Here is a 24140-nt window from a genome sequence, read left to right on the forward strand (position 1 = left end):
TCCGTCTCGGCAGAAAGACCAACCCACGATGAAACCGCTCGGCACCGGTGACCCGATCCGTCTCGGCCCCTACCGCCTGGTCGGCGTCCTCGGCGAGGGCGGCATGGGCAAGGTGTACGTCGGACAGGACGGCGCCGGCACCCTGGCTGCCGTCAAGGTTCTGCGTCCCGAACTCGCCCATGACACCGACCTGGTCCAGCGTTTCGTACGCGAGGCGCAGGCCGCGCGGGCCGTGCGCAGCAAGGGCGTCGCGGCCGTGCTGGGGGCCCACACCGAGGGTGCGCGGCCGTGGATCGCCACCGAATTTCTCGCCGGGCTCACCCTGGACCAGGTGGTCGACACCTACGGCCCGCTCGCCGAACCCGCGCTGCGGGCCCTGGCCACCTCCCTGGCGCAGACCCTCGCCGACATCCACGCGGCCGGATTCATCCACCGGGATCTCAAGCCGCCGAACATCGTGCTCACCTCGGACGGGCCGCGTGTCATCGACTTCGGCATCGCCCGGCCCGAACACGGGCTCACTCTCACGACCACCGGGCAGATTCCCGTCACGCCGGGCTACGGCGCGCCCGAGCAGGTGCTCGGGCAGCGTGTGGCTCCGCCTGCCGATGTGTTCTCGCTCGGCGCCGTGCTCGTGTACGCCGCCACCGGCCGACGCGCCTTCGACGGTGGGCACGTGGCGGCGCTGCAGTACGAGGTGGTGCACGGTCAGCCCCGACTCGGCGACATGTCACCGCAGTTGCAGGAACTCATCGCTCCATGCCTCGCCAAGGATCCGACCGCCCGTCCGCTGCCCGCTCAGATCGCCCAGCTCATGTCGGCGCCGAGGGGGGCGGACCGGGCGTGGCGGCGCGGAAGGATCGCCGATGCGATCAAGAAGCGGGAAGCCGAAGCTCATCGCCTGACCACGCAGATCACGGCGCACTCGACCGGCGGAGCATCGTCCGTCAGCCGGCGGCGCATGCTCGTCGGACTCTCCACGGCGGGCGTCGTGGTCGCGGCCGGGGGCGGTACGACGGCGTGGTGGATCGGTAGCCACGGAGGCGCCGCGTCCCGGAGCGTCAAGAAGAGCGACCCCTTCGACATCCCTCCGGCTGTGCGGACCCCTGTGCAGCCGTTGGACGCCGACCCCGACAAGGATCCGAGCAAAACCGGGGAACCGGCCAGCATCTGGTCACTGGGCGACATTGCGGATGTCTACTCGCCGCTGCTGCTGCCGGTACGCGACGTCCTCGTCTTCGGCGCCGCGAGTGGCGGCATCGCCGCGTACGACGTCAGGGACGGCACGAAGCGCTGGGTGGCGCCCGGAATCGTGGCGAAGGCCGGCTATCTGTCTCTGTCGGACCGGCTCGTCGTCGGCGCGGACAGCCAGGGGGTGCTGCGGACCTTCGTCCCGTCCACTGGGGAGCCCAAGTGGACATGCCCTGGCGCCGAGGCCATGACGCTGCTCGGAGCCGACGCGGAGGCGGTGTACGTCCTCACGAAGGAGGGCAGAGTGCGCGGCATCGGCCGCGCGGACGCGAAGGTCCGCTGGACGGCCACCGTCCCCACCGACTTCCGGCAGAAGGTGATTCCGCCCGGCGCCGTCGGCCAGGGCAGGCTCTTCATCCCCGCGTCGACGAACGGAAGCGTCCTCGCCGTACGGACGAGCGACGGCCGCACGGTGTGGAGCCGGACGGCTCATCTCAACGGCGACGACTTCCCGGTCCGCCCTGCGGTCTACGGCGACACCGTTTATCTCAACGGCAAGACGCTGGAGGCCCGTCGCGTCAGCGATGGGCAGGTGATCTGGACCGCGAAGGCCGGCGAAGAAGACGGCTTCGGCGTGCCGGCGGTCTCCGCGGACGGGGTCTACGCCACCAGAGGCAGCTACTGCACGCGCCTGGACAGGCGCGACGGCAGTGACATGTGGACGCCGGAGCGCGCCGGGTTCTCCGCCTCGCATATGACCGCTTTCACCCGTACCCGCGTTGTGCTGAGCGGTCACGGCGTCTGGGCGCTGGCCGGCGGTCTGACGGAGACGGACGACTCGATGGAGCTCAAGACAGCGAAGGCGACCGACGGCAGCCAGGCATGGGTATACGACGTCGACGGGTTCACCTATGCTCATCTGGCCTCCGCCGCCAACCGCGTCTTCCTCATGCATGACAGCGGGGTCGAGGCCCTGACGACGTTCTGAACGGGTGCCGCCACCGGCTGCCTGGACGAGAACAACGGCCGCCGTCGGCAACCGCGTCTTGGCCATGCACGACAGGGGAAGGCCGGCCTCGGAAGCACACCCTGCTTCGTGGGCGAACTTGCGGGAGATCGAGTTGAGGATCACCATCCGATCTTTGTCGGGGCTGTCGCCCCGCATCGCGGCGGTGGAATAGAGCTCCGCCTTCACGTATTTCGCATCTCCGATGTAGGCATCTTTGGATGGTGCTTTCGTGGTGCATCGAAAAAACAGGTCGGCTCCATCGGGTCCTGCGTTCGCATACACGCCCAGTGGGTACGTGGTCTGGTCGCTGCTGGATTCATCCTGGGTGGCCGAAGGATGGCTGGTCGACGCCGAAAACCGGATCTCGAGAAGCGCATCGCCGCTGTCGTCGCCCGTCTTGTACACCCAGCTCGTCGTGCAGGTGCTGGACCGCGTTCCTCAAGGAGAACGTGCGCGGCTCGCCCGCCTCACTGGTTCCCGAGCCTTCGTCGATTGCGTCAGCCCTTCCGCCCGTCGAACCCGTGGTCCAGCTGGGAGATGTTGCTCAGCGTGCCGGCGATGTAGGACTCGTCGGCGGCGTGCTGGTTCATGGTGTACCGCAGGTGATTGGAGATGTGGGCGCAGGCGTCGAGCAGAGTCTGCACCTGGTCGACCCAGCGCTCCGCCGCATGGCCGCCGCCGGCAATCGTGTCTTCGTCCTGCACGACAGCTCGGTCATCGCCTTTGCGGCGTTCTGAGCGGGCTGACGCCGTCGTTCACGTGTTGAGTTCGGTGCACTCCTTGGATGTGGCTGCCGCATCGGTGAACTCGCTGATGGCCTTCTCCATGGCTGCGGTGTCGACCGAGCCGTGGTGCGTCCTGATCACCGCGAAGACTTCCGCGCCATCCCGCCGCTTGGCGGCGCATTCCACGTGTCCCACCGCGGCGGAGTCCGCGACGATGTACCTTTCACCTTCTTTATTGACGCTGTGGGCGGTGATCCCGTAGGTGCCGAAGGCGACCTTCGTGAGAGTGGTCCTCGGGCTCCAGCGTTCGATGATGCTCGAGAGGACGACTTTTCCGTCCACCGAGACCTGACAGCGCGCGTAGCCGGGAGAACCGCTGCTCCGGGACGAGATGGTCTTCCCCGCCGGCAGGAGCGGTTCCAGAGCCGACGGAGGCATGGCAGTTCCGCACATCGACGAGGGAACAGCGTATTCGCGTTTCTTGTCCGAAGTTCCCGAGGAGCAGCTCGTCAGGGCCAGACCGACGGCAACGGCGCCGGCGACGCAGGCCATGGGGGATCGGGGGCGGAGGGGTGACATCGGCTTCGATTCCTCGCTAGGAGATTTCCGTCTGAAGGTCGTCGGCCATCCGCCGCCCATCCGTGGAAGCGTCGTTGAAGCCGTCCTCGGTGCCGTAGCGTGCCCACTCGCCGACCCGGTCCGCATAGGGGGAGTGGTGCGCTTTGGCCGCCTCGGTTGCGGCCTTCTGCGCCAAGGCGATGTTGCGATCGCGGCTGTCCTCCCAGAGTCGGGCGGAGTCGAGGCCCTTGTCCTCCAGATGGCTGCCTTCGACGCCGTTGAACAGTTCCCCGAGGACGACACCGCTGACGGTGCCGGCGACGCCACCGACGGCGGCACCGGCGGCAGGGGACGCGATGAAGCTGGTGCCTACTCCGATGCCGGTGCCGATGACGCCGTTCGCCACGTTCTGCCACTGCGAGACGGCGTGGTTGTAGTCCTCGTCCGCTTCCTTCGCGGGACCCAGCACGGCCTCCTGACGGCCGATGGCCAGGCAGCCTCCGACCTCTGCCGAACGCCGGGATATCTCCGTGATGGTGTTCTCCATGCTCTGCCCGTACCGCTGGTCCACCGGCAGATCCGGATTCAGGTGGTAATCCATCAGGTTCGCCATGTAGGCCTTCTGGCCGACCTCCACAGCCGAGTAGCCCTCCGGGTTCTGCCCGACTGCGATCAGGAAGCGGGACACGTCGGCGTGGTTCATCTCGGCCGACGCACCGGCGACGGGGAAGAGCTTCTCGATCTGCTGCCACTGCTCGGAGTCCGGATCGGGCTTCACATCGGTGCTGGCCCGGTTGATGTCCGGCAGATACTCCGACGCCATCTGCCCGATGCTGTCGGACATGTAGCCGTTCTTGGTCAGCCGGTCGGGGTCGTCGCTGACGGACGCGACCACGCTCGCCATGAGCTTGGCCTGCTGATCGTTGTGTGCCGGGGTGTCCGCCGTGGGCAGCTCGCCCGCCGGGTGACCGGTCGTGGCCGCTTCGATCGCCATGGCCAGGTTGTTCTGCCCGGGGTGGATGTCGTCGCCCTTGAGGTCGGTCTCCTTGGGCCACTCACGGTCCTCGAAGAGGTACGTGAAGTTGGAGACGGCCTCCTTGTGGTCCCCTCCCTTGGGCAGATACTCCTCGTTGAGGAAGTCCGTGGCCGCGTCCGGACTGGCGGACAGCGCCTTGAGATAGCCCGTCAGCGGGTCGTCGCCGCTGTCGTCGCCCATCCGGTTGAGCCACGGGTCCATGCCCATGTGCTGCCAGGCCATGTTGGGATGCTCCCCGTTGCCGGTGAGCTTGCGTTCGGTGGCCATGAGCGCGGTGCCGTAGCTCTTGAGGAACCGGTCGTCGTAGTCGCCCGCCCGCATGAGGTTGCTCATGACCTGGAAGCCCATGGGCCCGGTCTGGCCGCCGACCGGCTGGTCGCCGAGGGCGATCATCCTGCCCTTCCACTCGGTCATGGCGGCGGAGTCGCTCTGTGAGGCGGTGGCGAGCGTCAGACCGAGGTTGCGCTGCAGGTCGCCGTACTGGTCGACCCGGGCCTGCCCCAGCTGCGCCGCCTTGTGGGGATCGTTGATCCCGGCCCAGAACTCGAGCGTCTTCTCCGGCCCGAGGTCGGTGGCGAAGCGTTCCGCGAACAGCGGGTCGCCGGCGTGCTCCTTCAGCCCGGCGTTGAGCTTGTCGAACTCGGCGGGTGTCAGGTCCTCCGGGTCCTTCTTGGCGAGACGCGCCAGCTCGTCCGCGTCCTTGACGGCGTCCGCGGCCGAGTCGCGGTCCTTGTAGGACGCGTCCGAGAAGCCGTAGTCGGTCTGGTCGACGAGCGCCATGAGGACGGTTTTCGCCGAGTTGTCACTCTCGGTGGCGTCGCGGAGGATCTTCTGCACCTCGTCCCGCAGAGCGGTGACGTCGTGCTCGTCGTGTTCCGGCGGGGTGTAGCCGGACGCGGCCCGGTCAGGATGGACGTTCATGGTCACGGTGAAGGTGCCCTTGCCGGTGTCCATCACCGTGAGGTTCTTCTTCAGTCCGCGCTCGATCGCCGCGGTGAGCTGCCTCTGGTAACCCTTCAGCTCCCCGGCGGTGTCGCTCAGGATGTTGTGGATGGTCTGGGCCTGGGTGTGGGCGTCCTGGAACTCCCCGGCCGTCTTGCCGATGAACTCCTTGGTCACCTGCTGGTTCACACCGGCCCAGTTGGCCTTGTTGGCGGCCTGGTGCAGGCCCTTGTCCGCGTCCTCGGCCAGGTCTTTCAGGTTCCGGACGATGTGTCCCCAGTCCTCGACGGCGTCGTCGAGCTGCTTGAAGTTGGCGAAGCGCAGAGCGTCGAGATCCATGAGTCGGTGTCCCCGTCGTGCGTCGAGATCAGTGCTTCTTCGGCGGGGCGTAGGCCGGGTTGGGCTTCCCCGGACCCCCGACACGCTCGTCGAAACCGGCGTCGAGGGTGTCGATGCTGCTCATCTGCCGCCAGATGTACGCCTCGTCGCCTGAGTGGATCTTCTTGGTGACCTGCATGTGATTGGAGATCTGGGCGCACGCGTCCAGGAGGGAGCCGAGTTGCGTGTCCCACTTGTCCGACACGTGCTGGAGGGCCGAACCGAGTGCGAAGCCCTGATTCGTCAGATCGCGGGCCGCGGAGTCCACGTGGGTGTTCGACAACCGGGCCTTGTCCCAGAGTTGGTTGTAGAGAGTGTGGGCAGCGCTGCCGATCCTGGCCAGGTCGTGCTGGGTGACCTTGAGGTCGCCGGTCTGGCTGGGGAAGGCGGCGGAACCTCCGCCGGGGTCGTCCGGGATGTGGTTGAGCTGCATGTGCGTAGCCCCACCCTGTCGGCGCGTCAGCGCGTCCGACTTGAGCTGCTCCCATTCATCCCATGCCATGGATGACCCATCCCCGCGGAGTGTCCGACCGGTAATCGCGTTCCATTTGAATCGTCTAGGTCAGGCAAAAATAGCAAAGGCTTGGCACGGACACGGCAGCAACTCCAGCTGCCCCCGAAACCTCCACTTCCGTCCCACAGGTTCCCGGGAACGACAAGATGCCGCGGACCACAACGGTCCGCGGCATCCAGGCCAAGCCGAGCGCAGCTCCCCGGCGACGACACTCTCTAGGGCTCCACGACGCCCACCTGCACCATCGGCTTCCCGCGCTTGCGGGACACGAAGATGCCCCGGCCCGCCGGCATCGGCCGTGGCCGGACCCCGCCCAGCAGTTCGCCCTCCGCGGGGTCGCCGGCGAGGACGACGCCCTGGGCGCCGAGTTCCTTCATGCGTTGCATGAAGGCCTCGTAGCCGGCGCGGCCCGCGCCCGCCGTGGAGCGGGCGATGATGAAGCGGACGCCGACGTCGCGGGCGAAGGGGAGCAGTTCGGTCAGGCCCGCCAGCGGGTTGCCGCTCGACGTGGAGACCAGGTCGTAGTCGTCGATGACCACGTACACCGTCGGGCCACGCCACCAGCTGCGGTTGCGCAGCTCCTCCGGGGTCACGTCCGCCGTCGGGGTGCGGCGCTGCATCAGGTCGGCCAGTGCGTCCATGTGGTGCTGCATCTGGTTCGACATGGGGATGTACTCGGCCAGGTGCGAGTCCGGGGTCACCCCGAGCAGCGAGCGCCGGTTGTCGACCACGAACAGCTTGCAGCTGTTGCCGTCGTAGCGCTCGGAGAGACGCTTGATCAGCAGCTTCAGCAGGTTGGACTTGCCGGACTCGCTCTCACCGAACACCAGGAAGAACGGGTCCTGTTCGAAGTCCACGAACACCGGCTCGAGGTTGTCCTCGTCGAGGGCGAAGGCGATGCCCCGGTTCGGGAAGCGGTCGCCCGGCGGGAGCTGGGCCGCCGGGAACTCGCGGGGCAGCAGGCGCACCTCGGGCGCGCCGGGCTCCTGCCAGTGCCGGGTGACCTCGGCGGCGAGAGCGGCGGTCGCCTCCGCCAGGTCCGTGTCGGAGGAGAGGCCGTCGATGCGCGGGACCGCCGCCATGAAGTGCTGCTTCTGCGGGGTCTGACCGCGGCCGGGCACCCCGGTGGGCACGTTGGCCGCGACCTTGCGGTCGATTTCCGAGTCCATCGGGTCACCCAGCCGCAGCTCGAGGCGGTTCATCAGGTGGTCCTTCATGTTCGCCCGGACTTCCATCGAGCGGGACGCGGTGATGATCAGGTGGATGCCGTAGCCGAGACCGCGCGCGGCGATGTCCAGGACCAGCTGCTCCAGGGCTTCGTAGTCCGTACGGAAGTTGCCCCAGCCGTCGATGACCAGGAAGACGTCGCCCCAGGGCTGGTCGGTCACCGAGATGTCGCCCCGCGCGCGACGGGTGCGGAACTCGGCGATGGAGGAGATGCCCGCGGAGCGGAAGTACTCCTCGCGCCGGGTCATGACGCCGTACACCTCGGCCGCCGTACGCCGGACCTTCTCCGGGTCCAGGCGCGAGGCCACGCCGCCCACGTGCGGCAGGCCGGCCACCGAGGCCATACCGCCGCCACCGAAGTCCAGGCCGTAGAACTGCACTTCGTACGGGGTGTGGGTGAGCGCGAACGACGCGATGATCGAGCGCACCAGCGTCGACTTGCCGGACTGCGGGCCGCCGATGATCTGCATATGGCCGGCCGCGCCGCCGAAGTCGAGCCACAGCGGGTCGCGCCGCTGCTCGTACGGCTTGTCGATGAGGCCGACCGGGACGACGAGCCGGCCCGCGCCCTCGTAGCCCGGCTGGGTCATGCCGCGGCCCGGCACCGGGGCGAGGCCCGGCAGCAGCGCGTCGAGCGACGGCGGGCTGTCCAGCGGGGGCAGCCACACCTGGTGGGCGGCCGGGCCCTGCGCCTCCAGGCGGCGCACGATCACGTCGAGGACGGTGTCGGCGAGCGCGTCGTCCTGCTGCTCGGTCGCCGCCTCCTGGCGCTGCTTGGGGATCGCCGCGTACCGCACCGGCACCTCGGCCGCGGTGAACAGCACCGGCCTGCGGTCGACGGGCAGCGGGCCGCCGAGCGCCGCGGCCTGCTGCGAACTCGTGCGGTACACGCCGGAGACGTACGCCGCCTTGAACCGCACCATCTCGTCGGTGCCGAACTTCAGGAAGCCCGAACCCGGGACGTTCGGCAGCTCGTAGGCGTCCGGGACGCCGAGCGCGGCGCGGGACTCGGCGGCCGAGAACGTGCGCAGACCGATGCGGTACGACAGATAGGTCTCCAGGCCGCGCAGCCGGCCCTCCTCCAGACGCTGCGAGGCGAGCAGCAGGTGCACGCCCAGCGAACGGCCGATACGGCCGATCTGCACGAACATCTCGATGAAGTCCGGCTTCGCCGTCAGCAGTTCGCTGAACTCGTCGATCACCAGGACGAGGGAGGGGATCGGCTGGAGCGGGGCGCCGGCCGCGCGGGCCTTCTCGTAGTCGTGGATGTTGGCGTAGTTGCCCGCGTCGCGCAGCAGTTCCTGGCGGCGGTTGAGCTCACCGCGGATCGAGTCGCCCATGCGGTCGACGAGGGTGAGGTCGTCCGCGAGGTTGGTGATCACGGCCGCCACGTGCGGCAGCTGGGCCATGCCCGCGAAGGTGGCACCGCCCTTGAAGTCGGCGAGGACGAAGTTCAGCGTCTCGGAGGAGTGGGTCACCGCCAGGCCGAGGACCAGCGTGCGCAGCAGCTCGGACTTGCCGGAGCCGGTGGCGCCGACGCACAGGCCGTGCGGGCCCATGCCCTCCTGCGCGGCCTCCTTCAGGTCGAGCATGACGGGCCGGCCGTCCTCGCCGACACCGATCGGCACCCGCAGCCGCTCGGACTGCGAGCGCGGCCGCCAGGTCCGCTTCGGGTCGACCGAGGCCGCGTCGCCCAGGTTCAGCAGATCCGTGAACTCCAGGTTCGCCAGCAGTGGTTCGTCGTCGTCGCCGCCCGACGCCACGCGCAGCGGCGCCAGTTGGCGGGCGAGCGCCTCGGCGGCCTCGTACGACAGGACGTCCGGCGTCCCCTCGTAGACCATGCCGTGCGCGGACTCCAGGCGCAGTTCCCTGGGCTGTACGACGACGGACAGGTCGCGCCGGCCGGCGGTGAGGTCGCCCGGCACGATCTCCAGGACCGTGACCCCCTGCATGCCCTCGGGGCTGGCCAGCAGCGAGGTGGGCGGCAGGGAGACACCGTCGAGCACGACCACCACGTGCGGCTGTTCGGGGACCGGCGGTCCGCCGGGGTGGAAGCGCGGCCTGCCCTGGAGCCGGGAGGCGAGCCGGTCCTCCAGCTCGACGGGGTCGGTGCTGATCAGACGCATGCTGCCGGCGCCGTCGGCCAGGCCCTGGGCCTGCACGTGGGGCAGCCACTTGGCCCACTCCCACTCGGGCGCCGACTGCCGCTCGGCGGCGACGGCGATGACCAGGTCCTCGGGGGAGTGCAGCGAGGCGAGGGAGGCGGTGAGGGCACGGGCGGCGCCGCGCACGGTGCCGGGCTCGCCGCTGACCGTCACGTGGTAGAAGGCGCGCAGCGAGACCGCCATCGGCAGTTCGTCGAGGGTGCTGTGCGTGGCCAGGAAGCGTTGCATGGCGCCCGCGGTCAGCGGCTCCAGGTCGTCCACCGGGGCGGTCTGCGGCGGGATCAGGGGCGTGGCCAGGGACTGCGGGCCGAGGCCCACGCGCACCTGCCCGAAGTCCTCGTCACCGGTGCGCCGTTCCCACACCCGGCTGCCCTCGGCGACCAGCGCCCACAGTTGCTCCGGCGAAGGGTGCAGGTAGTACTGCGCGTCCCGCTGGGCCTGCGCGGTGTCCAGGGCGGCGCGCCGGGTCTGGGACAGGTACCGCAGGTAGTCACGGCGCAGGTCGGCCAGCTGGCCCTGGTTGCCGCGCCGGTAGCGGACCAGCATCGAGATGCCCATGGCGACGGTCGAGGCCACCATCACCATGCCCATGATCTTCATGAAGGGCTGGGCCTGGGGGTTGAAGAAGAACACCACCGAGCCGCCCATGCCCAGCATCGGCAGGAGCTGCATCCAAGCGCTTTCCTGCTGGCCGCGCGGCAGTTCCGGCGGAGCTTGCAGCACGACCTCGTCCGTGGGCACTTCCTTCGGCAGTGCCCGCGGCGGGCGCTTGACGACGATGTGGCTCACTACGCACCAATTCCCTTGCCGGACCGAATTTTTCGTCCGCCGCCCCGTGTCAGGCGAACGTCGATCGCGAAGCGCGATCCTACTGACAACCACGGACAACGGCTGGCGGTAGGGTGCCGGAGAGACGCGTGAGCAGTTGCGAATCGTTCCGGGAAAACCCGGGCAATCCGCAACGGTTCGCAGCAGGCGCCCGTCCGCGAACCCCGGCCGCGGCCACCGGGTTCACCGGCGGAGTGCGGGGCGCCGCACAACCTACACAGGATTTTTACGGGCGGACGGTGCGCGGCGGCGCCGCACGCCGCCCACCACCGACGAGGGGGAACAGCAGGTGAGCATGACGGCCTCCGCGCCGGCCGGCGCGCCCGGCGGACACGGCACCGGAGCCCCTTCCGGGGCCGGCATGGGGTTCGGTTTCTGCCGGGTCACCATCGTGGCGCCCGACAGCCGTATCGACGTGGCGCTGCCCGACGACGTGCCCGTCGCCGACCTCTACCCGGAGATTCTGCGCCTGTCCCAGCAGAGCCCCGCCGAGGGCGCTCCGGTCGGCTACCACCTCGTACGGCGCGACGGCACCGTCCTCGACGGCGCCCGGTCCTTCACGGCACAGCGCATCCTCGACGGCGAGCTGCTCACCCTGCGCCCGTTCGCCGAGTCGCTGCCGCCCGCCGTCCTCGACGACGTCTCCGAGGCGGTGGCCGCCGCCGTCACCCGCGACCGCACCCTGTGGAGCGGCGAACTCACCCGTGCCGCCGGTCTCGTCGCGGGCGGCATCCTGCCCGCGCTGCTCGCCTTCGTGGCCTGGAGCTCCCAGGTCCGCCACGACATGCACAGCCTGCAGGGCATCATCGCGGCCGTCACCGGCATCCTGCTGGTCACCATCGCCTGCGTACGCGCGCGTGTGTACGACGACCGGGGCTCGGCGGTCGCGCTGGGGCTCGGCGCCCTGCCGAACATCGGCGTGGCCGGCTCCGGGCTGCTGCCGCTCGCCCACCACGAGGGCATCGGACGGCTCCAGTTCCTGCTCGCCTGCACGGCCGTCCTCGTCGCCTCCCTGGTGCTCACCCTGGTGTCGCCGGGTGGCGACGGACCCTTCGTGGCGTTCGTGTTCGCCTCCGCCGTCGGCCTCGTCACCACCTTCATCGCGACCCTCACCGACCTGCGGCCCATCGAGACCGCCGCCATCTGTGCCCCGCTGTCGGTGGTGGCGCTGGCCTTCCTGCCGGGGCTGTCCATGCGCTTCGCGCGGCTGCCCATCGGCTTCGAACCGCCCAACCCCTCCCGCGGCGGCTACGACACCGGTGAGCCCGCCCCGCAGGAGCCCGTGGACGCCGAGCGGATCGCCGCCCAGGCCCGGCGCGGCCACGAACTCCTCGTCGGCCTCGTCGGCGGCTGCGCCCTGGTCGCCGTGGGCGCGTCGATCGTCCTCGGGTTCTCCAGCAACGTCTGGGCGCAGCTGCTGGCTCTCGCGACGGGGGTGGCGATGCTGATGCGGGCGCACCTGTTCCGCTACACCGCGCAGGTCGGCGCCACGCTGGCCGCCGGCCTCGCCGCCATCGTCTTCCTCGGCCTCGGTCTCGCCCTGAACCCGCCCCGGAACGCTCTGATCGAGGCCTTCCAGGGCGACACCTCGTCCCTGGACATCCGCAGCCTCTGGCTCGCGGCGGCGGTCGGCGCGGCCACCGCGCTGGTCACCGCGATCGGCCTGATCACCCCGCGGCGCGGTGTCACCCCGTTCTGGGGGCGCTTCCTGGAGATCGCCGAGAGCTTCGTCCTGCTCACCCTGATCCCGCTGGCGCTGGCCGTGTTCGACGTGTACGCGCGGGCACGCGCGATGACCAGCTGACGACGGCACCAAGAGGAGCCACGGGAAAAGGGGCGGCACGCACGCGTGCCGCCCCTTTTCCCGTTTCCGCCGGCTACGCCTCGAGCCCCCCGTTGCGCTCATTGGGCTCCAGGTCGAACTCCCCGTCCCGCGCCCCCAGCACGAACGCCCGCCACTCGGCCTCGGTGTAGCGCAGCACGGTGTCGTGGTCGAGGGAGGAGCGCATGGCCACCGCGCCGCCGGGCAGGTACGCGATCTCGACCCGCTCCTCGTGCTTCTCGGTGCCGGGCGCGCAGTGCCACTCCACGCCGGAGATGTCGAGGGCGTACAGCTCGTCCCGCTCCCGCTCCTTGCGCGCCTTGACGTCCTCCTGCGATTCCGGCGCCGACGTCCCGGCGCTCGTGCCCTGTGTCTCGGCCATGGTGAAGCGGCCCCCTTCGGCATACGGACAGCGTTGCGTTGTCACCCTACTGGGAGGCCACGCGCGCGTACGGTGAAACAGCCTGGTCAACGCCCGCAGGAGGGTACGGCCGGAGACGCGGCGCGCACGCGGGCCGCATGTGCCGGGGGAGCGGAGGTTTCGTCACAGGGAGGCAACGGGCGTGCCCATGCCATGCCATGCTCACGTAAATTCCAGGCCATGAGCATGCCCGGCACTGCCCCCTGGTCCCTCTCGTCGACCCACGTCCTCGCCCTGGGCGGCCGCCGGAGCCGCGGCGGCTACCACGGCAGCTATCACAGCAGTTACCACCACTACGGGAGCCACGGATCCGGCGGCGGCGTCGGCTGGTGGACGATCCTCCTGCTGGTCCTCGTGGTCGTGGGCGTCCTGATCTGGTACGTCCAGCGCGACCGGTGACACGGGCGGCCGAAACGCCCTGGTACCCTGAGTGACGGCCGTTTGTGTACGCACCCCCGGAGCCTTCGGTTCTGGTGGCCGCGCCCAGCGGATCCCCGCCTCCCGAGTAACAGAAGCTCCCCCGAGAAGCAGACCGGGGGCACTCGGTGGCCACTCAGAGACTATGAGGAGTACGCGTGTCGCTCGACGCCGCTACGAAGAAGCAGATCATCGGCGAGTTCGGTACCAAGGAGGGTGACACCGGCTCCCCCGAGGTCCAGGTCGCTCTGCTCTCCCGTCGGATCTCCGACCTGACGGAGCACCTCAAGACCCACAAGCACGACCACCACTCCCGTCGTGGCCTGCTGATCCTCGTCGGTCAGCGCCGCCGCCTTCTGCAGTACCTGGCGAAGAAGGACATCCAGCGCTTCCGTGCGCTGGTCGACCGCCTCGGCATCCGCCGTGGTGCGGCGGGCGCCAGGTAAGACGCCGTGAAGGGAGCGGTTCCCGGCAGGACCCGGGGGCCGCTCCCTTCGTCGTACATGGGAAACCCTCTGGTCGCACGGGGGAGACCCTCGCCGTGCATACGGAAACGTGCGGAGTGTCACTCACGCTTTGTAGTGTGGTAGCACAACGCACTACGTGCGACACAGAACGACGTATCACAGCGACGTTCACCAAGAACGAGGAGAAGCGCACCTCGCCGCCGCCGGTCCTCGGTAGTGGCCCCCGGGGGGAAGTGAGCCCCGGGTGCTTCGATCGAAGACCGGCCCGCACCAGACGGCGCGCTTCTCCACCACCGTCCCCCTGCCACACGGGCAGCCAAGGGACGAAAGACGATATGTAACGGAGAAAACGCTAGTGGAGAACGAGACCCACTACGCCGAGGCCGTCATCGACAACGGCGCCTTCGGTACCCGCACCATCCGCTTCGAGACCGGCCGCCTGGCCAAGCAGGCCGCCGGCTCCGCCGTGGCGTACCTGGACGACGACACCATGGTGCTGTCGGCCACCACCGCCTCCAAGCAGCCCAAGGACCAGCTGGACTTCTTCCCGCTCACGGTCGACGTCGAGGAGCGGATGTACGCGGCCGGGAAGATCCCCGGCAGCTTCTTCCGCCGTGAGGGCCGGCCCTCCGAGGACGCGATCCTCACCTGCCGCCTCATCGACCGCCCGCTGCGCCCGTCCTTCAAGAAGGGCCTGCGCAACGAGATCCAGGTCGTCTGCACGGTCATGGCGCTCAACCCCGACCACCTGTACGACGTCGTGGCGATCAACGCCGCGTCCGCGTCGACGCAGCTGGCCGGCCTGCCCTTCTCCGGCCCGATCGGCGGCGTCCGCGTCGCGCTGATCCGCGGCCAGTGGGTCGCGTTCCCGACGCACACCGAGCTCGAGGACGCCGTCTTCGACATGGTGGTCGCCGGCCGCGTCCTGGAGGACGGCGACGTCGCGATCATGATGGTCGAGGCCGAGGCCACCGAGAAGACCATCAAGCTGGTCGAGGGCGGCACCGAGGCGCCGACCGAGGAGGTCGTCGCCGCCGGTCTGGAAGCCGCCAAGCCCTTCATCAAGGTGCTGTGCCGCGCCCAGGCCGACCTCGCCGCCAAGGCCGCCAAGCCGGTCGGCGAGTTCCCGATCTTCCTGGACTACCAGAACGACGTCCTGGAGGCCCTGACCGCCGCGGTCAAGCCCGAGCTGGCCCAGGCCCTCACCATCGCCGGCAAGCAGGAGCGCGAGGCAGAGCTGGACCGCGTCAAGCAGCTCGCCGCCGAGAAGCTCCTGCCGGAGTTCGAGGGCCGCGAGAAGGAGATCTCCGCCGCGTACCGCTCGCTGACCAAGACCCTGGTCCGTGAGCGCGTCATCAAGGAGAAGAAGCGCATCGACGGCCGCGGTGTCACCGACATCCGCACGCTGGCCGCCGAGGTCGAGGCCATCCCGCGGGTGCACGGCTCCGCGCTGTTCGAGCGTGGCGAGACCCAGATCCTGGGCGTCACCACCCTCAACATGCTCCGCATGGAGCAGCAGCTGGACACCCTCTCCCCGGTGACCCGCAAGCGCTACATGCACAACTACAACTTCCCGCCGTACTCCACCGGCGAGACCGGCCGCGTCGGCTCCCCGAAGCGCCGCGAGATCGGCCACGGCGCCCTCGCCGAGCGCGCCCTGGTGCCGGTGCTGCCCACGCGCGAGGAGTTCCCGTACGCGATCCGCCAGGTCTCCGAGGCCCTCGGTTCCAACGGCTCGACGTCCATGGGCTCGGTCTGCGCCTCCACCATGTCGCTGCTGAACGCCGGTGTGCCGCTGAAGGCCCCCGTCGCCGGTATCGCCATGGGTCTGATCTCCCAGGAGATCGAGGGTGAGACGCACTACGTCACCCTCACCGACATCCTCGGCGCCGAGGACGCCTTCGGCGACATGGACTTCAAGGTCGCCGGCACCAAGGACTTCGTCACCGCCCTCCAGCTCGACACCAAGCTGGACGGCATCCCGGCCTCCGTCCTGGCCGCGGCCCTCAAGCAGGCCCGCGACGCCCGCCTGCACATCCTCGACGTGATGATGGAGGCCATCGACCGGCCCGACGAGATGAGCCCGCACGCCCCGCGGATCATCACCGTCAAGATCCCGGTCGACAAGATCGGCGAGGTCATCGGCCCCAAGGGCAAGATGATCAACCAGATCCAGGAGGACACGGGCGCCGAGATCACCATCGAGGACGACGGCACGATCTACATCGGCGCCGCAGACGGCCCCTCCGCCGAGGCCGCCCGCGCCACGATCAACGGCATCGCCAACCCGACGATGCCCGAGGTCGGCGAGCGCTACCTCGGTACGGTCGTCAAGACGACCACCTTCGGTGCGTTCGTCTCCCTGCTGCCCGGCAAGGACGGTCTGCTGCACATCTCGCAGATCCGCAAGCTCGCCGGCGGCAAGCGCGTGGAGAACGTCGAGGACGTCCTCGGCGTGGGCCAGAAGGTGCAGGTCGAGATCGCCGAGATCGACTCCCGCGGCAAGCTCTCCCTCGTTCCCGTGATCGAGGGCGAGGAAGGCTCCGACGAGAACGCGAAGGACGACGCCGAGCAGTGACGTCCCGTGGCTCCCAGGTGACGGCCCGCTCCTCTTCGGAGGCGCGGGCCGTCGCCCGTACCCAAACCCTCATCAAGGGCACCAATGGCATCGGTACGGTCCGCAAGACCACCCTCCCGGGCGGCCTGCGCATCGTCACCGAGACCCTGCCCTCGGTCCGCTCCGCGACCTTCGGCATCTGGGCGCACGTCGGCTCCCGCGACGAGACGGCGCCCCTGAACGGCGCCACGCACTACCTGGAGCACCTGCTCTTCAAGGGCACGCAGAAGCGCAGCGCGCTGGACATCTCCGCGGCGATCGACGCCGTCGGCGGCGAGATGAACGCGTTCACGGCGAAGGAGTACACGTGCTACTACGCGCGCGTGCTCGACACCGACCTGCCGCTCGCCATCGACGTCGTCTGCGACATGCTGACCGGCTCGCTGATCCTCGAGCAGGACGTCGACGTCGAGCGCGGCGCGATCCTCGAAGAGATCGCCATGACCGAGGACGACCCGGGCGACTGCGTGCACGACCTGTTCGCGCACACCATGTTCGGCGACAACGCCCTCGGCCGCCCCGTCCTCGGCACGGTCGACACCGTCAACGCCCTCACCGCCGACCGCATCCGCCGCTTCTACAAGAAGCACTACGACCCCACCCACCTGGTGGTCGCCTGCGCCGGCAACATCGACCACACCAAGGTCGTACGGCAGGTCCGCGCGGCCTTCGAGAAGGCGGGCGCCCTGCGGAACCAGGACGCGCGGCCCATCGGCCCGCGCGACGGCAGCCGTACGATCCGCACGTCCGGCAAGGTCGAGCTGCTCGGCCGCAAGACCGAGCAGGCCCATGTCGTCCTCGGCATGCCGGGCCTCGCCCGCACCGACGACCGCCGCTGGGCCATGGGCGTGCTCAACACCGCCCTCGGCGGCGGCATGTCCTCCCGCCTCTTCCAGGAGGTCCGGGAGAAGCGCGGCCTGGCCTACAGCGTGTACTCGTACACCTCCGGCTTCGCCGACTGCGGCCTGTTCGGCGTCTACGCCGGCTGCCGGCCGAGCCAGGTCCACGACGTGCTGCAGATCTGCCGCGACGAACTGGACCACGTCGCCGCGAGCGGCCTCACCGACGACGAGATCGCCCGCGCCATCGGCCAGCTCCAGGGCTCCACCGTCCTCGGCCTGGAGGACACCGGCGCGCTGATGAACCGCATCGGCAAGAGCGAGCTGTGCTGGGGCGAGCAGATGTCCGTCGACGACATGCTGGACCGGATAGCCGCGGTCACCCCGGACGAGGTCCGCGCGGTCGCCCGCGACATCCTGGGACAGCGCCCGTCGCTGTCGGTCATCGGCCCGCTGAAGGACAAGCAGGCCGCGCGGCTGCACGACGCCGTCGCCTAATCACTCCCGTAAGGAAGCACAAGAGATGAGCAAGCTGCGCGTGGCGGTCCTCGGCGCCAAGGGCCGGATCGGCTCCGAGGCGGTCCGGGCGGTCGAGGCCGCCGAGGACATGGAACTGGTCGCGGCCCTGGGCCGGGGTGACACGCTGGAGACGCTGACGGCGTCCGGCGCCCAGGTCGCCGTCGAACTGACCACGCCCGACTCCGTCATGGACAACCTCGGCTTCTGCGTGCGCCACGGCATCCACGCGGTCGTCGGTACGACGGGCTGGACCGAGGAGCGCCTCGCGCAGCTGAAGGCATGGCTGGCCGAGTCCCCGCGGACCGGCGTGCTCATCGCCCCGAACTTCTCCATCGGCGCCGTCCTCACCATGAAGTTCGCGCAGATCGCCGCGCCGTACTTCGAGTCGGTCGAGGTCGTCGAGCTGCACCACCCGAACAAGGTGGACGCCCCGAGCGGTACGGCCACGCGCACCGCCCAGCTCATCGCCGAGGCCCGCAGGGCCGCCGGTACGGCCCCGGCGCCGGACGCCACGGTCACGGCCCTGGACGGCGCCCGGGGCGCCAGCGTCGACGGCGTCCCGGTCCACGCCGTACGGCTGCGCGGGCTCCTGGCCCACCAGGAGGTGCTGCTCGGCGGCGAGGGCGAGACCCTGACCATCCGCCACGACTCCCTGCACCACAGCAGCTTCATGCCGGGCATCCTGCTCGGCGCCCGCCGCGTGGTGTCCGCTCCGGGCCTGACGTTCGGCCTGGAGCACTTCCTGGACCTGAGCTGAGACCGCCCCCGTCATGCGCGCGAAGATCACCTACCTCGTCACGGCCGCCGTCCTGGTCTTCTACTTCGTCCTGGTCGGCAGCCGCGGCGTGATGCTCATCCAGACCGGCACGGTTCTCACCGTCACCTTCGGGGTCGCGGTGCTGATCCTGCCGGTCATCGGCCTGTGGTTCCTGTGGAAGAACACCCAGTTCGTCCGCAGGGCCAACGCCCTCGCCGCGGAACTCGACGCCGAGGGCGGACTGCCGGTGGACGAGCTGAAGCGCCTGCCCAGCGGCCGCATCGACCGCGACTCCGCCGACGAGGTCTTCGCCAAGCGCAAGGCCGAGACCGAGGCGTCCCCCGACGACTGGCGCTGCTGGTTCCGCCTCGCCGTCGCCTACCACGACGCCCGCGACACACCGCGGGCCCGCAAGGCGATGCAGCGGGCCATCGCCCTGCACGACGGCAAGCCGGTCAGGGACTGACCGAGGCGCCCACCCGCCCAGTGGCGTCAGGCCGTGTGCGCGTGCGGGTGCCTGGTGGCCGGTCGCGCAGGTCCCCGCGCCCCTACGGCCTTCGCAGCTCACGCATGCTCCGGTCAGCGGCGACCGTGCCCGTACTCCGCCGCCCATGCCTCCACCGTGTCCGCCGCGCGGTCGAACGCCGTCGGGCGGCCCAGGAAGTCCAGCGTGTGCGTGGTCAGCAGCGGCGGTGTGTCCGCGGCCGGCCGGTCCTTGCGGACGAGCGCCAGCGCCTGCCCCTGGACCGTCCGCGGCAGCCCCAGCCAGCGCACCGGCTGCTGCACCGTGCGCACCGAGACCACGCGGGCCCACGGCGCCGTACGCGTCACCAGGAAGCCGACGTGACGCAGCCCGCGCTCGCTCACCCACACACCCATGCGCAGCAGCCGCAGCGCCCCGGCGATGACCACGCACGCCCCGCCGACGACCGCTCCGGCCGAGGAGGCCGAGCCGGTCAGGGCGATGGCCACCGCGGAGAACAGCACGAAGGAGGCCAGCAGCAGCACCAGGGCCGCGAGGCCCACCCGCCAGGGACCGGGACGGTAGGGGCGCCGCCAGCGCTCCCGGTCGTCGAACGGCAGCGCGCTGTCGGAAGCGGCCTCCAGGGTGGGGTCGGCCGTCAGGAAGGACAGGGGCACGGCAGGTCCTCACTCGATCCTCGCGTGGACTGTGCCGGTGAGGCTATCCGCCGCTGTTGCCGCTCACCACCCTTGGGCGGCTGTCGGTGGTCAGTGCCCCTGGGAGGCCTGGGACTGCTGCACCGGCGTATGGGACGGCGTGGACATCGCGGGCTCGCCGAGTATCAGGGCGCCGACCAGCCCGGCCACGATCGTCAGGCCGAGCAGCCAGCGCCCGGCTATCTCCGCGAAGGACGCCCGCGGGCGGGGCGGGGGAGTGACATTGCTGCGGAACCTGTCCGTCTCGGCCAGGAAGGCGAAGGGTACGGGCTCGCGCCGACCGAACATCGCGGGGACGACTCCTTTCGTGATCAACGTTTTCGGCTCGAACGAGCGGGCCTCACCGATACAGACGCTCGAGTAACACAAAAGGTGCCCATGTCGGAAAAAATCCCTGGTGGGATTTTTGAGGCCGGGCACTGCCGTGGCCGGGGCGGGTGCCCCGTAAGGTGGGCGCGAACCACAGCTGTGATGGGAAGGACCCCGACCTCCGTGACCACCCCCGAGTCGCTCACGTTCCGCAGTGACGTCACCGTCGAGCTGGTGAAGTCCAGCGCTTCGGACGCCGACGTCCTCTTCGCCGCGCGGGTCTCCACCGCCGGCGAGCAGTCCCTGGACGAACTGAAGAAGGACCCCGAGCGCTCCAAGGGCTTGATCAACTTCCTGATGCGCGACCGGCACGGCAGCCCGTTCGAGCACAACTCGATGACGTTCTTCATCAGCGCCCCGATCTTCGTCTTCCGCGAGTTCATGCGGCACCGGGTCGGCTGGTCGTACAACGAGGAGTCCGGCCGCTACCGGGAGCTCCAGCCCGTCTTCTACGTCCCCGGCGCCGACCGCAAGCTCGTGCAGGAGGGCCGCCCCGGCAAGTACGTCTTCGTCGAGGGCACCCCGTCCCAGCACGAGGCCGTCAGCAGCACGCTGCGGGAGTCGTACGAGCAGGCGTACGCGGCCTACCAGAAGATGCTCGCCGAGGGCGTCGCCCGCGAGGTCGCCCGCGCCGCCCTCCCCGTCGGCCTCTACTCCTCGATGTACGCCACCTGCAACGCCCGCTCCCTGATGCACTTCCTCGGCCTGCGCACCCAGCACGAGCTGGCCAAGGTGCCGTCCTTCCCGCAGCGGGAGATCGAGATGGTGGGCGAGAGGATGGAGGCGGAGTGGGCCCGGCTCATGCCGCTCACGCACGCCGCCTTCAACGCGAACGGGCGCGTGGCCCCGTAAAGCCTCGTAAGCCCCGTAAGGAAGGCGTACGAAGCCCTGTTCCCCCGCCAGGAACGGATGTACGGATCAGCCTCGCGAGGTGTCCGTATTGCGGCATTTCGAGAAGTTCATCTAGCCTGATCAAAGGGACCCGGCACTGCTTGAACCCCCGAGCAGGCAGTGCCGGGCTCCGCATTTGTCCTGACTTACCCGACCCCCCGCGGGCAGACCCCGCAGGGAGCACCGAGTAGCGTGTTACCCATGGCTCCGACCTCGACTCCGCAGACCCCCTTCGGGCGGGTCCTCACCGCCATGGTCACGCCCTTCACGGCGGACGGCGCACTCGACCTCGACGGCGCGCAGCGGCTCGCCGCCCACCTGGTGGACGCAGGCAACGACGGCCTGATCGTCAACGGCACCACCGGCGAGTCCCCCACCACGAGCGATGCGGAGAAATCGGACCTCGTACGAGCCGTCCTGGAGGCCGTCGGCGACCGCGCCCACGTCGTCGCCGGCGTCGGCACGAACGACACCCACCACAGCGTCGAGCTGGCCCGCCAGGCCGAGCGCGACGGCGCACACGGCCTGCTGGTCGTCACGCCGTACTACAACAAGCCCCCGCAGGAGGGCCTGTACCGGCACTTCACCGCCGTGGCCGACGCCACCGGCCTGCCGGTCATGCTCTACGACATCCCCGGCCGCAGCGGCGTCCCGATCAACACCGAGACCCTCGTCCGGCTCGCCGAGCACCCCCGGATCGTCGCCAACAAGGACGCCAAGGGCGACCTCGGCCGCGCCAGCTGGGCCATCGCCCAGTCCGGCCTCGCCTGGTACTCCGGCGACGACATGCTGAACCTGCCGCTGCTCTCCGTGGGAGCCGTCGGCTTCGTGTCGGTCGTCGGCCACCTCGTCACCCCCGACCTGCGCGCCCTCGTCGACGCGTACGTCTCCGGGGACGTACAGAAGGCCACCGAGATCCACCAGAAGCTGCTCCCGGTCTACACCGGCATGTTCCGTACCCAGGGCGTGATGACCACCAAGGCCGCGCTCGCCCTCCAGGGACTGCCCGCGGGGCCGCTGCGCTCACCCATGGTCGAGTGCTCGCCCGAGGAGATCGCCCAGCTCAAGATCGATCTTGCCGCCGGCGGGGTACAGCTCTGACAACAGACTTGGCGCCACCCGGGCTTCACAACTGAAGAACAACAGAAGAAGCGGGCCACCGGTGCCCGCACCCCACAACGACAACTGCTTCTGCACGAACGTCTCACGCGCCACGTGCCCGGCCGGTACGTGGCGCGTGTGGTGAGGAGAGTCTTTTGAGTCATCCGCATCCTGAACTCGGCCCGCCCCCGCCGCTCCCCGAGGGCGGCCTGCGGGTCACCCCGCTCGGCGGCCTCGGCGAGATCGGCCGGAACATGACCGTCTTCGAGTACGGCGGCCGCCTTCTGATCGTCGACTGCGGAGTGCTCTTCCCCGAGGAGGAGCAGCCCGGAATCGACCTGATCCTGCCGGACTTCTCGTCCATCCGGGACCGCCTCGACGACATCGAGGGCATCGTCCTCACGCACGGCCACGAGGACCACATCGGCGGTGTCCCCTTCTTGCTCCGCGAGAAGCCGGACATCCCGCTCATCGGTTCCAAGCTCACCCTCGCCCTCATCGAGGCCAAGCTCCAGGAGCACCGGATCCGCCCGTACACCCTCGAGGTGGCGGAGGGGAACCGCGAGCGCATCGGTCCCTTCGACTGCGAGTTCATCGCCGTCAACCACTCCATCCCGGACGCGCTGGCCGTCGCCATCCGCACCCCCGCCGGCATGGCGGTGCACACCGGCGACTTCAAGATGGACCAGCTCCCGCTGGACAACCGCCTCACGGACCTGCACGCGTTCGCGCGGCTGAGCGAGGAGGGCATCGACCTCCTGCTCACGGACTCCACGAACGCCGAGGTCCCGGGCTTCACCCCGCACGAGCGCGACATCTCCAACGTGCTGCGCCAGGTCTTCGCCGGCGCCCGCAAGCGGATCATCGTGGCGAGCTTCGCCAGTCACGTCCACCGCATCCAGCAGATCCTGGACGCCGCGCACGAGTACGGCCGCCGGGTCGCCTTCGTGGGCCGCTCCATGGTCCGCAACATGGGCATCGCCCGCGACCTCGGCTACCTGAAGGTCCCGCCGGGCCTGGTCGTCGACGTCAGGACGCTGGACGACCTTCCGGACCACGAGGTGGTCCTGGTCTGCACGGGCTCCCAGGGCGAGCCGATGGCGGCCCTGTCGAGGATGGCCAACCGGGACCACCAGATCCGTATCGTCGACGGCGACACGGTCATCCTGGCCTCGTCCCTCATCCCCGGAAACGAGAACGCGGTCTACCGCGTGATCAACGGCCTGACCCGCTGGGGCGCCAACGTCGTCCACAAGGGCAACGCCAAGGTGCACGTCTCCGGCCACGCGTCCGCGGGTGAGCTGCTGTACTTCTACAACATCTGCCGCCCCAGGAACCTGATGCCGGTCCACGGCGAATGGCGCCATCTGCGCGCCAACGCCGAGCTGGGGGCGCTCACCGGAGTCCCGCACGACCAGATCGTCATCGCCGAGGACGGCGTCGTGGTCGACCTGGTCGAGGGCAAGGCCAAGATCTCGGGCAAGGTCCAGGCCGGTTACGTCTACGTCGACGGCCTCTCCGTCGGTGACATCGGCGAGCCGGCCCTCAAGGACCGCAAGATCCTCGGTGACGAGGGCATCATCTCGGTCTTCGTGGTCATGGACTCCTCCACGGGCAAGATCACCGGTGGCCCGCACATCCAGGCACGTGGCTCCGGCATCGACGACTCGGCCTTCGCCGACGTCGTCCCGAGGATCACGGAGGCCCTGGAGCGGTCCGCCCAGGACGGCGTCGTCGAGCCGCACCAGCTCCAGCAGCTCGTCCGGCGCACCCTCGGCAAGTGGGTCTCGGACACCTATCGCCGCAGGCCGATGATCCTGCCGGTGGTCGTGGAGGTCTGACGGTCCGTCGGAGCATCACCCGGGCGGGGCGCCTCGATTTGCATCGAGGCGCCCCGCTCCAGTACGTTTACGGCTCCGCCCGACCGGGAACCCCAGCACTTCGCGTGCTGGACACGGTTGCCCGGAGCGGGTGGGAAAACCGACTCAGAACTTCTGATAAAGTCGGATCCGCCGGAAAGGAAACCGCGAAACAAACGCGGGAACCTGGAAAGCACCGAGGAAATCGGATCGAAAAGATCTGATAGAGTCGGAAACACCGAAGGGAAGCGCCCGGAGGAAAGCCCGAGAGGGTGAGTACGAAGGAAGCGACCGTTCCTTGAGAACTCA

At 69.5% G+C, this 24140-nt stretch carries 19 protein-coding genes; 11 read left to right on the forward strand and 8 right to left on the reverse strand.

Going from position 1 to position 24140, the window contains the following annotated elements:
- Nucleotides 1-28: 28 nt before the first annotated feature.
- On the forward strand, nt 29-2179 hold the full coding sequence (locus tag AB0950_RS20940; protein WP_366779161.1) for a serine/threonine-protein kinase: 2151 nt from the start codon (nt 29-31) through the stop codon (nt 2177-2179).
- Between the two features lie 518 nt (nt 2180-2697).
- On the opposite strand, the gene AB0950_RS20945 is transcribed toward AB0950_RS20940, so the two are convergent.
- The 5 genes from AB0950_RS20945 to eccCa form a co-directional block, all read right to left on the reverse strand.
- Entirely contained in the window at nt 2698-2904 is a 207-nt protein-coding gene (locus AB0950_RS20945) for a hypothetical protein (protein ID WP_366779176.1), read from the reverse strand.
- A 51-nt stretch (nt 2905-2955) separates the two neighbouring features.
- On the reverse strand, nt 2956-3477 hold the full coding sequence (locus AB0950_RS20950) for a hypothetical protein (protein WP_366779162.1): 522 nt from the start codon (nt 3475-3477) through the stop codon (nt 2956-2958).
- A gap of 43 nt (nt 3478-3520) precedes the next feature.
- Nucleotides 3521-5800, reverse strand: coding sequence for a DUF6571 family protein (locus tag AB0950_RS20955; RefSeq protein WP_366779163.1), 2280 nt, complete (start codon nt 5798-5800; stop codon nt 3521-3523).
- Between the two features lie 28 nt (nt 5801-5828).
- Complete coding sequence (locus tag AB0950_RS20960) at nt 5829-6341, reverse strand: hypothetical protein (RefSeq protein WP_366779164.1); 513 nt, start codon at nt 6339-6341, stop codon at nt 5829-5831.
- 227 nt (nt 6342-6568) lie between these two features.
- Nucleotides 6569-10534: a type VII secretion protein EccCa gene (eccCa, locus tag AB0950_RS20965; RefSeq protein WP_366779165.1), complete on the reverse strand. Its 3966-nt coding sequence runs from the start codon at nt 10532-10534 to the stop codon at nt 6569-6571.
- Between the two features lie 334 nt (nt 10535-10868).
- Between eccCa and eccD the strand changes: the two genes are divergently transcribed.
- Nucleotides 10869-12377 carry a type VII secretion integral membrane protein EccD gene (eccD, locus tag AB0950_RS20970; protein WP_360152954.1) on the forward strand — a complete coding sequence of 503 codons (1509 nt, stop codon included), beginning with the start codon at nt 10869-10871 and terminating at the stop codon, nt 12375-12377.
- A 73-nt stretch (nt 12378-12450) separates the two neighbouring features.
- Here the strand turns inward: eccD and AB0950_RS20975 are convergent, their stop codons facing one another.
- A complete protein-coding gene (locus AB0950_RS20975) occupies nt 12451-12777 on the reverse strand; it encodes a DUF397 domain-containing protein (RefSeq protein WP_360152889.1) in 327 nt (108 codons plus the stop codon).
- Nucleotides 12778-12996: 219 nt separating this feature from the next.
- Here AB0950_RS20975 and AB0950_RS20980 point away from each other — a divergent pair, with 219 nt between their 5' ends.
- From AB0950_RS20980 to AB0950_RS21005, 6 genes are all read left to right on the forward strand, one after another.
- Entirely contained in the window at nt 12997-13215 is a 219-nt protein-coding gene (locus AB0950_RS20980; RefSeq protein WP_360152892.1) for a hypothetical protein, read from the forward strand.
- Nucleotides 13216-13391: 176 nt separating this feature from the next.
- On the forward strand, nt 13392-13679 hold the full coding sequence (rpsO, locus tag AB0950_RS20985) for a 30S ribosomal protein S15 (protein ID WP_171152312.1): 288 nt from the start codon (nt 13392-13394) through the stop codon (nt 13677-13679).
- Between the two features lie 376 nt (nt 13680-14055).
- A complete protein-coding gene (locus AB0950_RS20990; RefSeq protein ID WP_366779166.1) occupies nt 14056-16278 on the forward strand; it encodes a polyribonucleotide nucleotidyltransferase in 2223 nt (740 codons plus the stop codon).
- Nucleotides 16275-17654, forward strand: a complete 1380-nt coding sequence (locus AB0950_RS20995; RefSeq protein ID WP_366779167.1) for a pitrilysin family protein — start codon at nt 16275-16277, stop codon at nt 17652-17654. The genes AB0950_RS20990 and AB0950_RS20995 overlap by 4 nt, the downstream gene beginning before the upstream one ends.
- Before the next feature lie 25 nt (nt 17655-17679).
- Complete coding sequence (gene dapB, locus AB0950_RS21000; protein ID WP_360572584.1) at nt 17680-18432, forward strand: 4-hydroxy-tetrahydrodipicolinate reductase; 753 nt, start codon at nt 17680-17682, stop codon at nt 18430-18432.
- A gap of 13 nt (nt 18433-18445) precedes the next feature.
- Nucleotides 18446-18898: a tetratricopeptide repeat protein gene (locus AB0950_RS21005; RefSeq protein WP_360152905.1), complete on the forward strand. Its 453-nt coding sequence runs from the start codon at nt 18446-18448 to the stop codon at nt 18896-18898.
- A gap of 113 nt (nt 18899-19011) precedes the next feature.
- Here AB0950_RS21005 and AB0950_RS21010 read toward each other — a convergent pair whose 3' ends face one another.
- Complete coding sequence (locus AB0950_RS21010) at nt 19012-19572, reverse strand: hypothetical protein (protein ID WP_360152908.1); 561 nt, start codon at nt 19570-19572, stop codon at nt 19012-19014.
- A 90-nt stretch (nt 19573-19662) separates the two neighbouring features.
- The gene (locus tag AB0950_RS21015) at nt 19663-19899 is read right to left on the reverse strand and encodes a hypothetical protein (protein ID WP_360152911.1); all 237 of its coding nucleotides are present in this window, start codon (nt 19897-19899) and stop codon (nt 19663-19665) included.
- A gap of 183 nt (nt 19900-20082) precedes the next feature.
- Here AB0950_RS21015 and thyX point away from each other — a divergent pair, with 183 nt between their 5' ends.
- The 3 genes from thyX (at nt 20083) to AB0950_RS21030 (ending at nt 23813) form a co-directional block, all read left to right on the forward strand.
- Complete coding sequence (gene thyX / locus AB0950_RS21020; RefSeq protein WP_366779168.1) at nt 20083-20832, forward strand: FAD-dependent thymidylate synthase; 750 nt, start codon at nt 20083-20085, stop codon at nt 20830-20832.
- A 240-nt stretch (nt 20833-21072) separates the two neighbouring features.
- Nucleotides 21073-21972: a 4-hydroxy-tetrahydrodipicolinate synthase gene (gene dapA, locus AB0950_RS21025; protein ID WP_360572578.1), complete on the forward strand. Its 900-nt coding sequence runs from the start codon at nt 21073-21075 to the stop codon at nt 21970-21972.
- Nucleotides 21973-22127: 155 nt separating this feature from the next.
- Nucleotides 22128-23813 carry a ribonuclease J gene (locus AB0950_RS21030; RefSeq protein ID WP_360152920.1) on the forward strand — a complete coding sequence of 562 codons (1686 nt, stop codon included), beginning with the start codon at nt 22128-22130 and terminating at the stop codon, nt 23811-23813.
- Nucleotides 23814-24140: the final 327 nt, after the last annotated feature.

It is taken from the genome of Streptomyces sp. NPDC007189 (assembly GCF_040703635.1).
In the GTDB taxonomy this organism is placed as follows: Bacteria; Actinomycetota; Actinomycetes; order Streptomycetales; family Streptomycetaceae; genus Streptomyces.

What these genes read in the sequence shown, in the direction of transcription:
- AB0950_RS21005 (WP_360152905.1), top strand. Translation starts at nt 18,446, where the DNA reads ATGCGCGCGAAGATCACCTACCTCGTCACGGCCGCCGTCCTGGTCTTC.
- AB0950_RS20975 (WP_360152889.1), bottom strand. Translation starts at nt 12,777, where the DNA reads ATGGCCGAGACACAGGGCACGAGCGCCGGGACGTCGGCGCCGGAATCG.
- thyX (WP_366779168.1), top strand. Translation starts at nt 20,083, where the DNA reads ATGGGAAGGACCCCGACCTCCGTGACCACCCCCGAGTCGCTCACGTTC.
- AB0950_RS20960 (WP_366779164.1), bottom strand. Translation starts at nt 6,341, where the DNA reads ATGGCATGGGATGAATGGGAGCAGCTCAAGTCGGACGCGCTGACGCGC.
- dapB (WP_360572584.1), top strand. Translation starts at nt 17,680, where the DNA reads ATGAGCAAGCTGCGCGTGGCGGTCCTCGGCGCCAAGGGCCGGATCGGC.
- AB0950_RS21015 (WP_360152911.1), bottom strand. Translation starts at nt 19,899, where the DNA reads ATGTTCGGTCGGCGCGAGCCCGTACCCTTCGCCTTCCTGGCCGAGACG.
- AB0950_RS20940 (WP_366779161.1), top strand. Translation starts at nt 29, where the DNA reads ATGAAACCGCTCGGCACCGGTGACCCGATCCGTCTCGGCCCCTACCGC.
- AB0950_RS20980 (WP_360152892.1), top strand. Translation starts at nt 12,997, where the DNA reads ATGAGCATGCCCGGCACTGCCCCCTGGTCCCTCTCGTCGACCCACGTC.
- eccD (WP_360152954.1), top strand. Translation starts at nt 10,869, where the DNA reads ATGACGGCCTCCGCGCCGGCCGGCGCGCCCGGCGGACACGGCACCGGA.
- AB0950_RS20950 (WP_366779162.1), bottom strand. Translation starts at nt 3,477, where the DNA reads ATGGCCTGCGTCGCCGGCGCCGTTGCCGTCGGTCTGGCCCTGACGAGC.
- AB0950_RS20955 (WP_366779163.1), bottom strand. Translation starts at nt 5,800, where the DNA reads ATGGATCTCGACGCTCTGCGCTTCGCCAACTTCAAGCAGCTCGACGAC.
- dapA (WP_360572578.1), top strand. Translation starts at nt 21,073, where the DNA reads ATGGCTCCGACCTCGACTCCGCAGACCCCCTTCGGGCGGGTCCTCACC.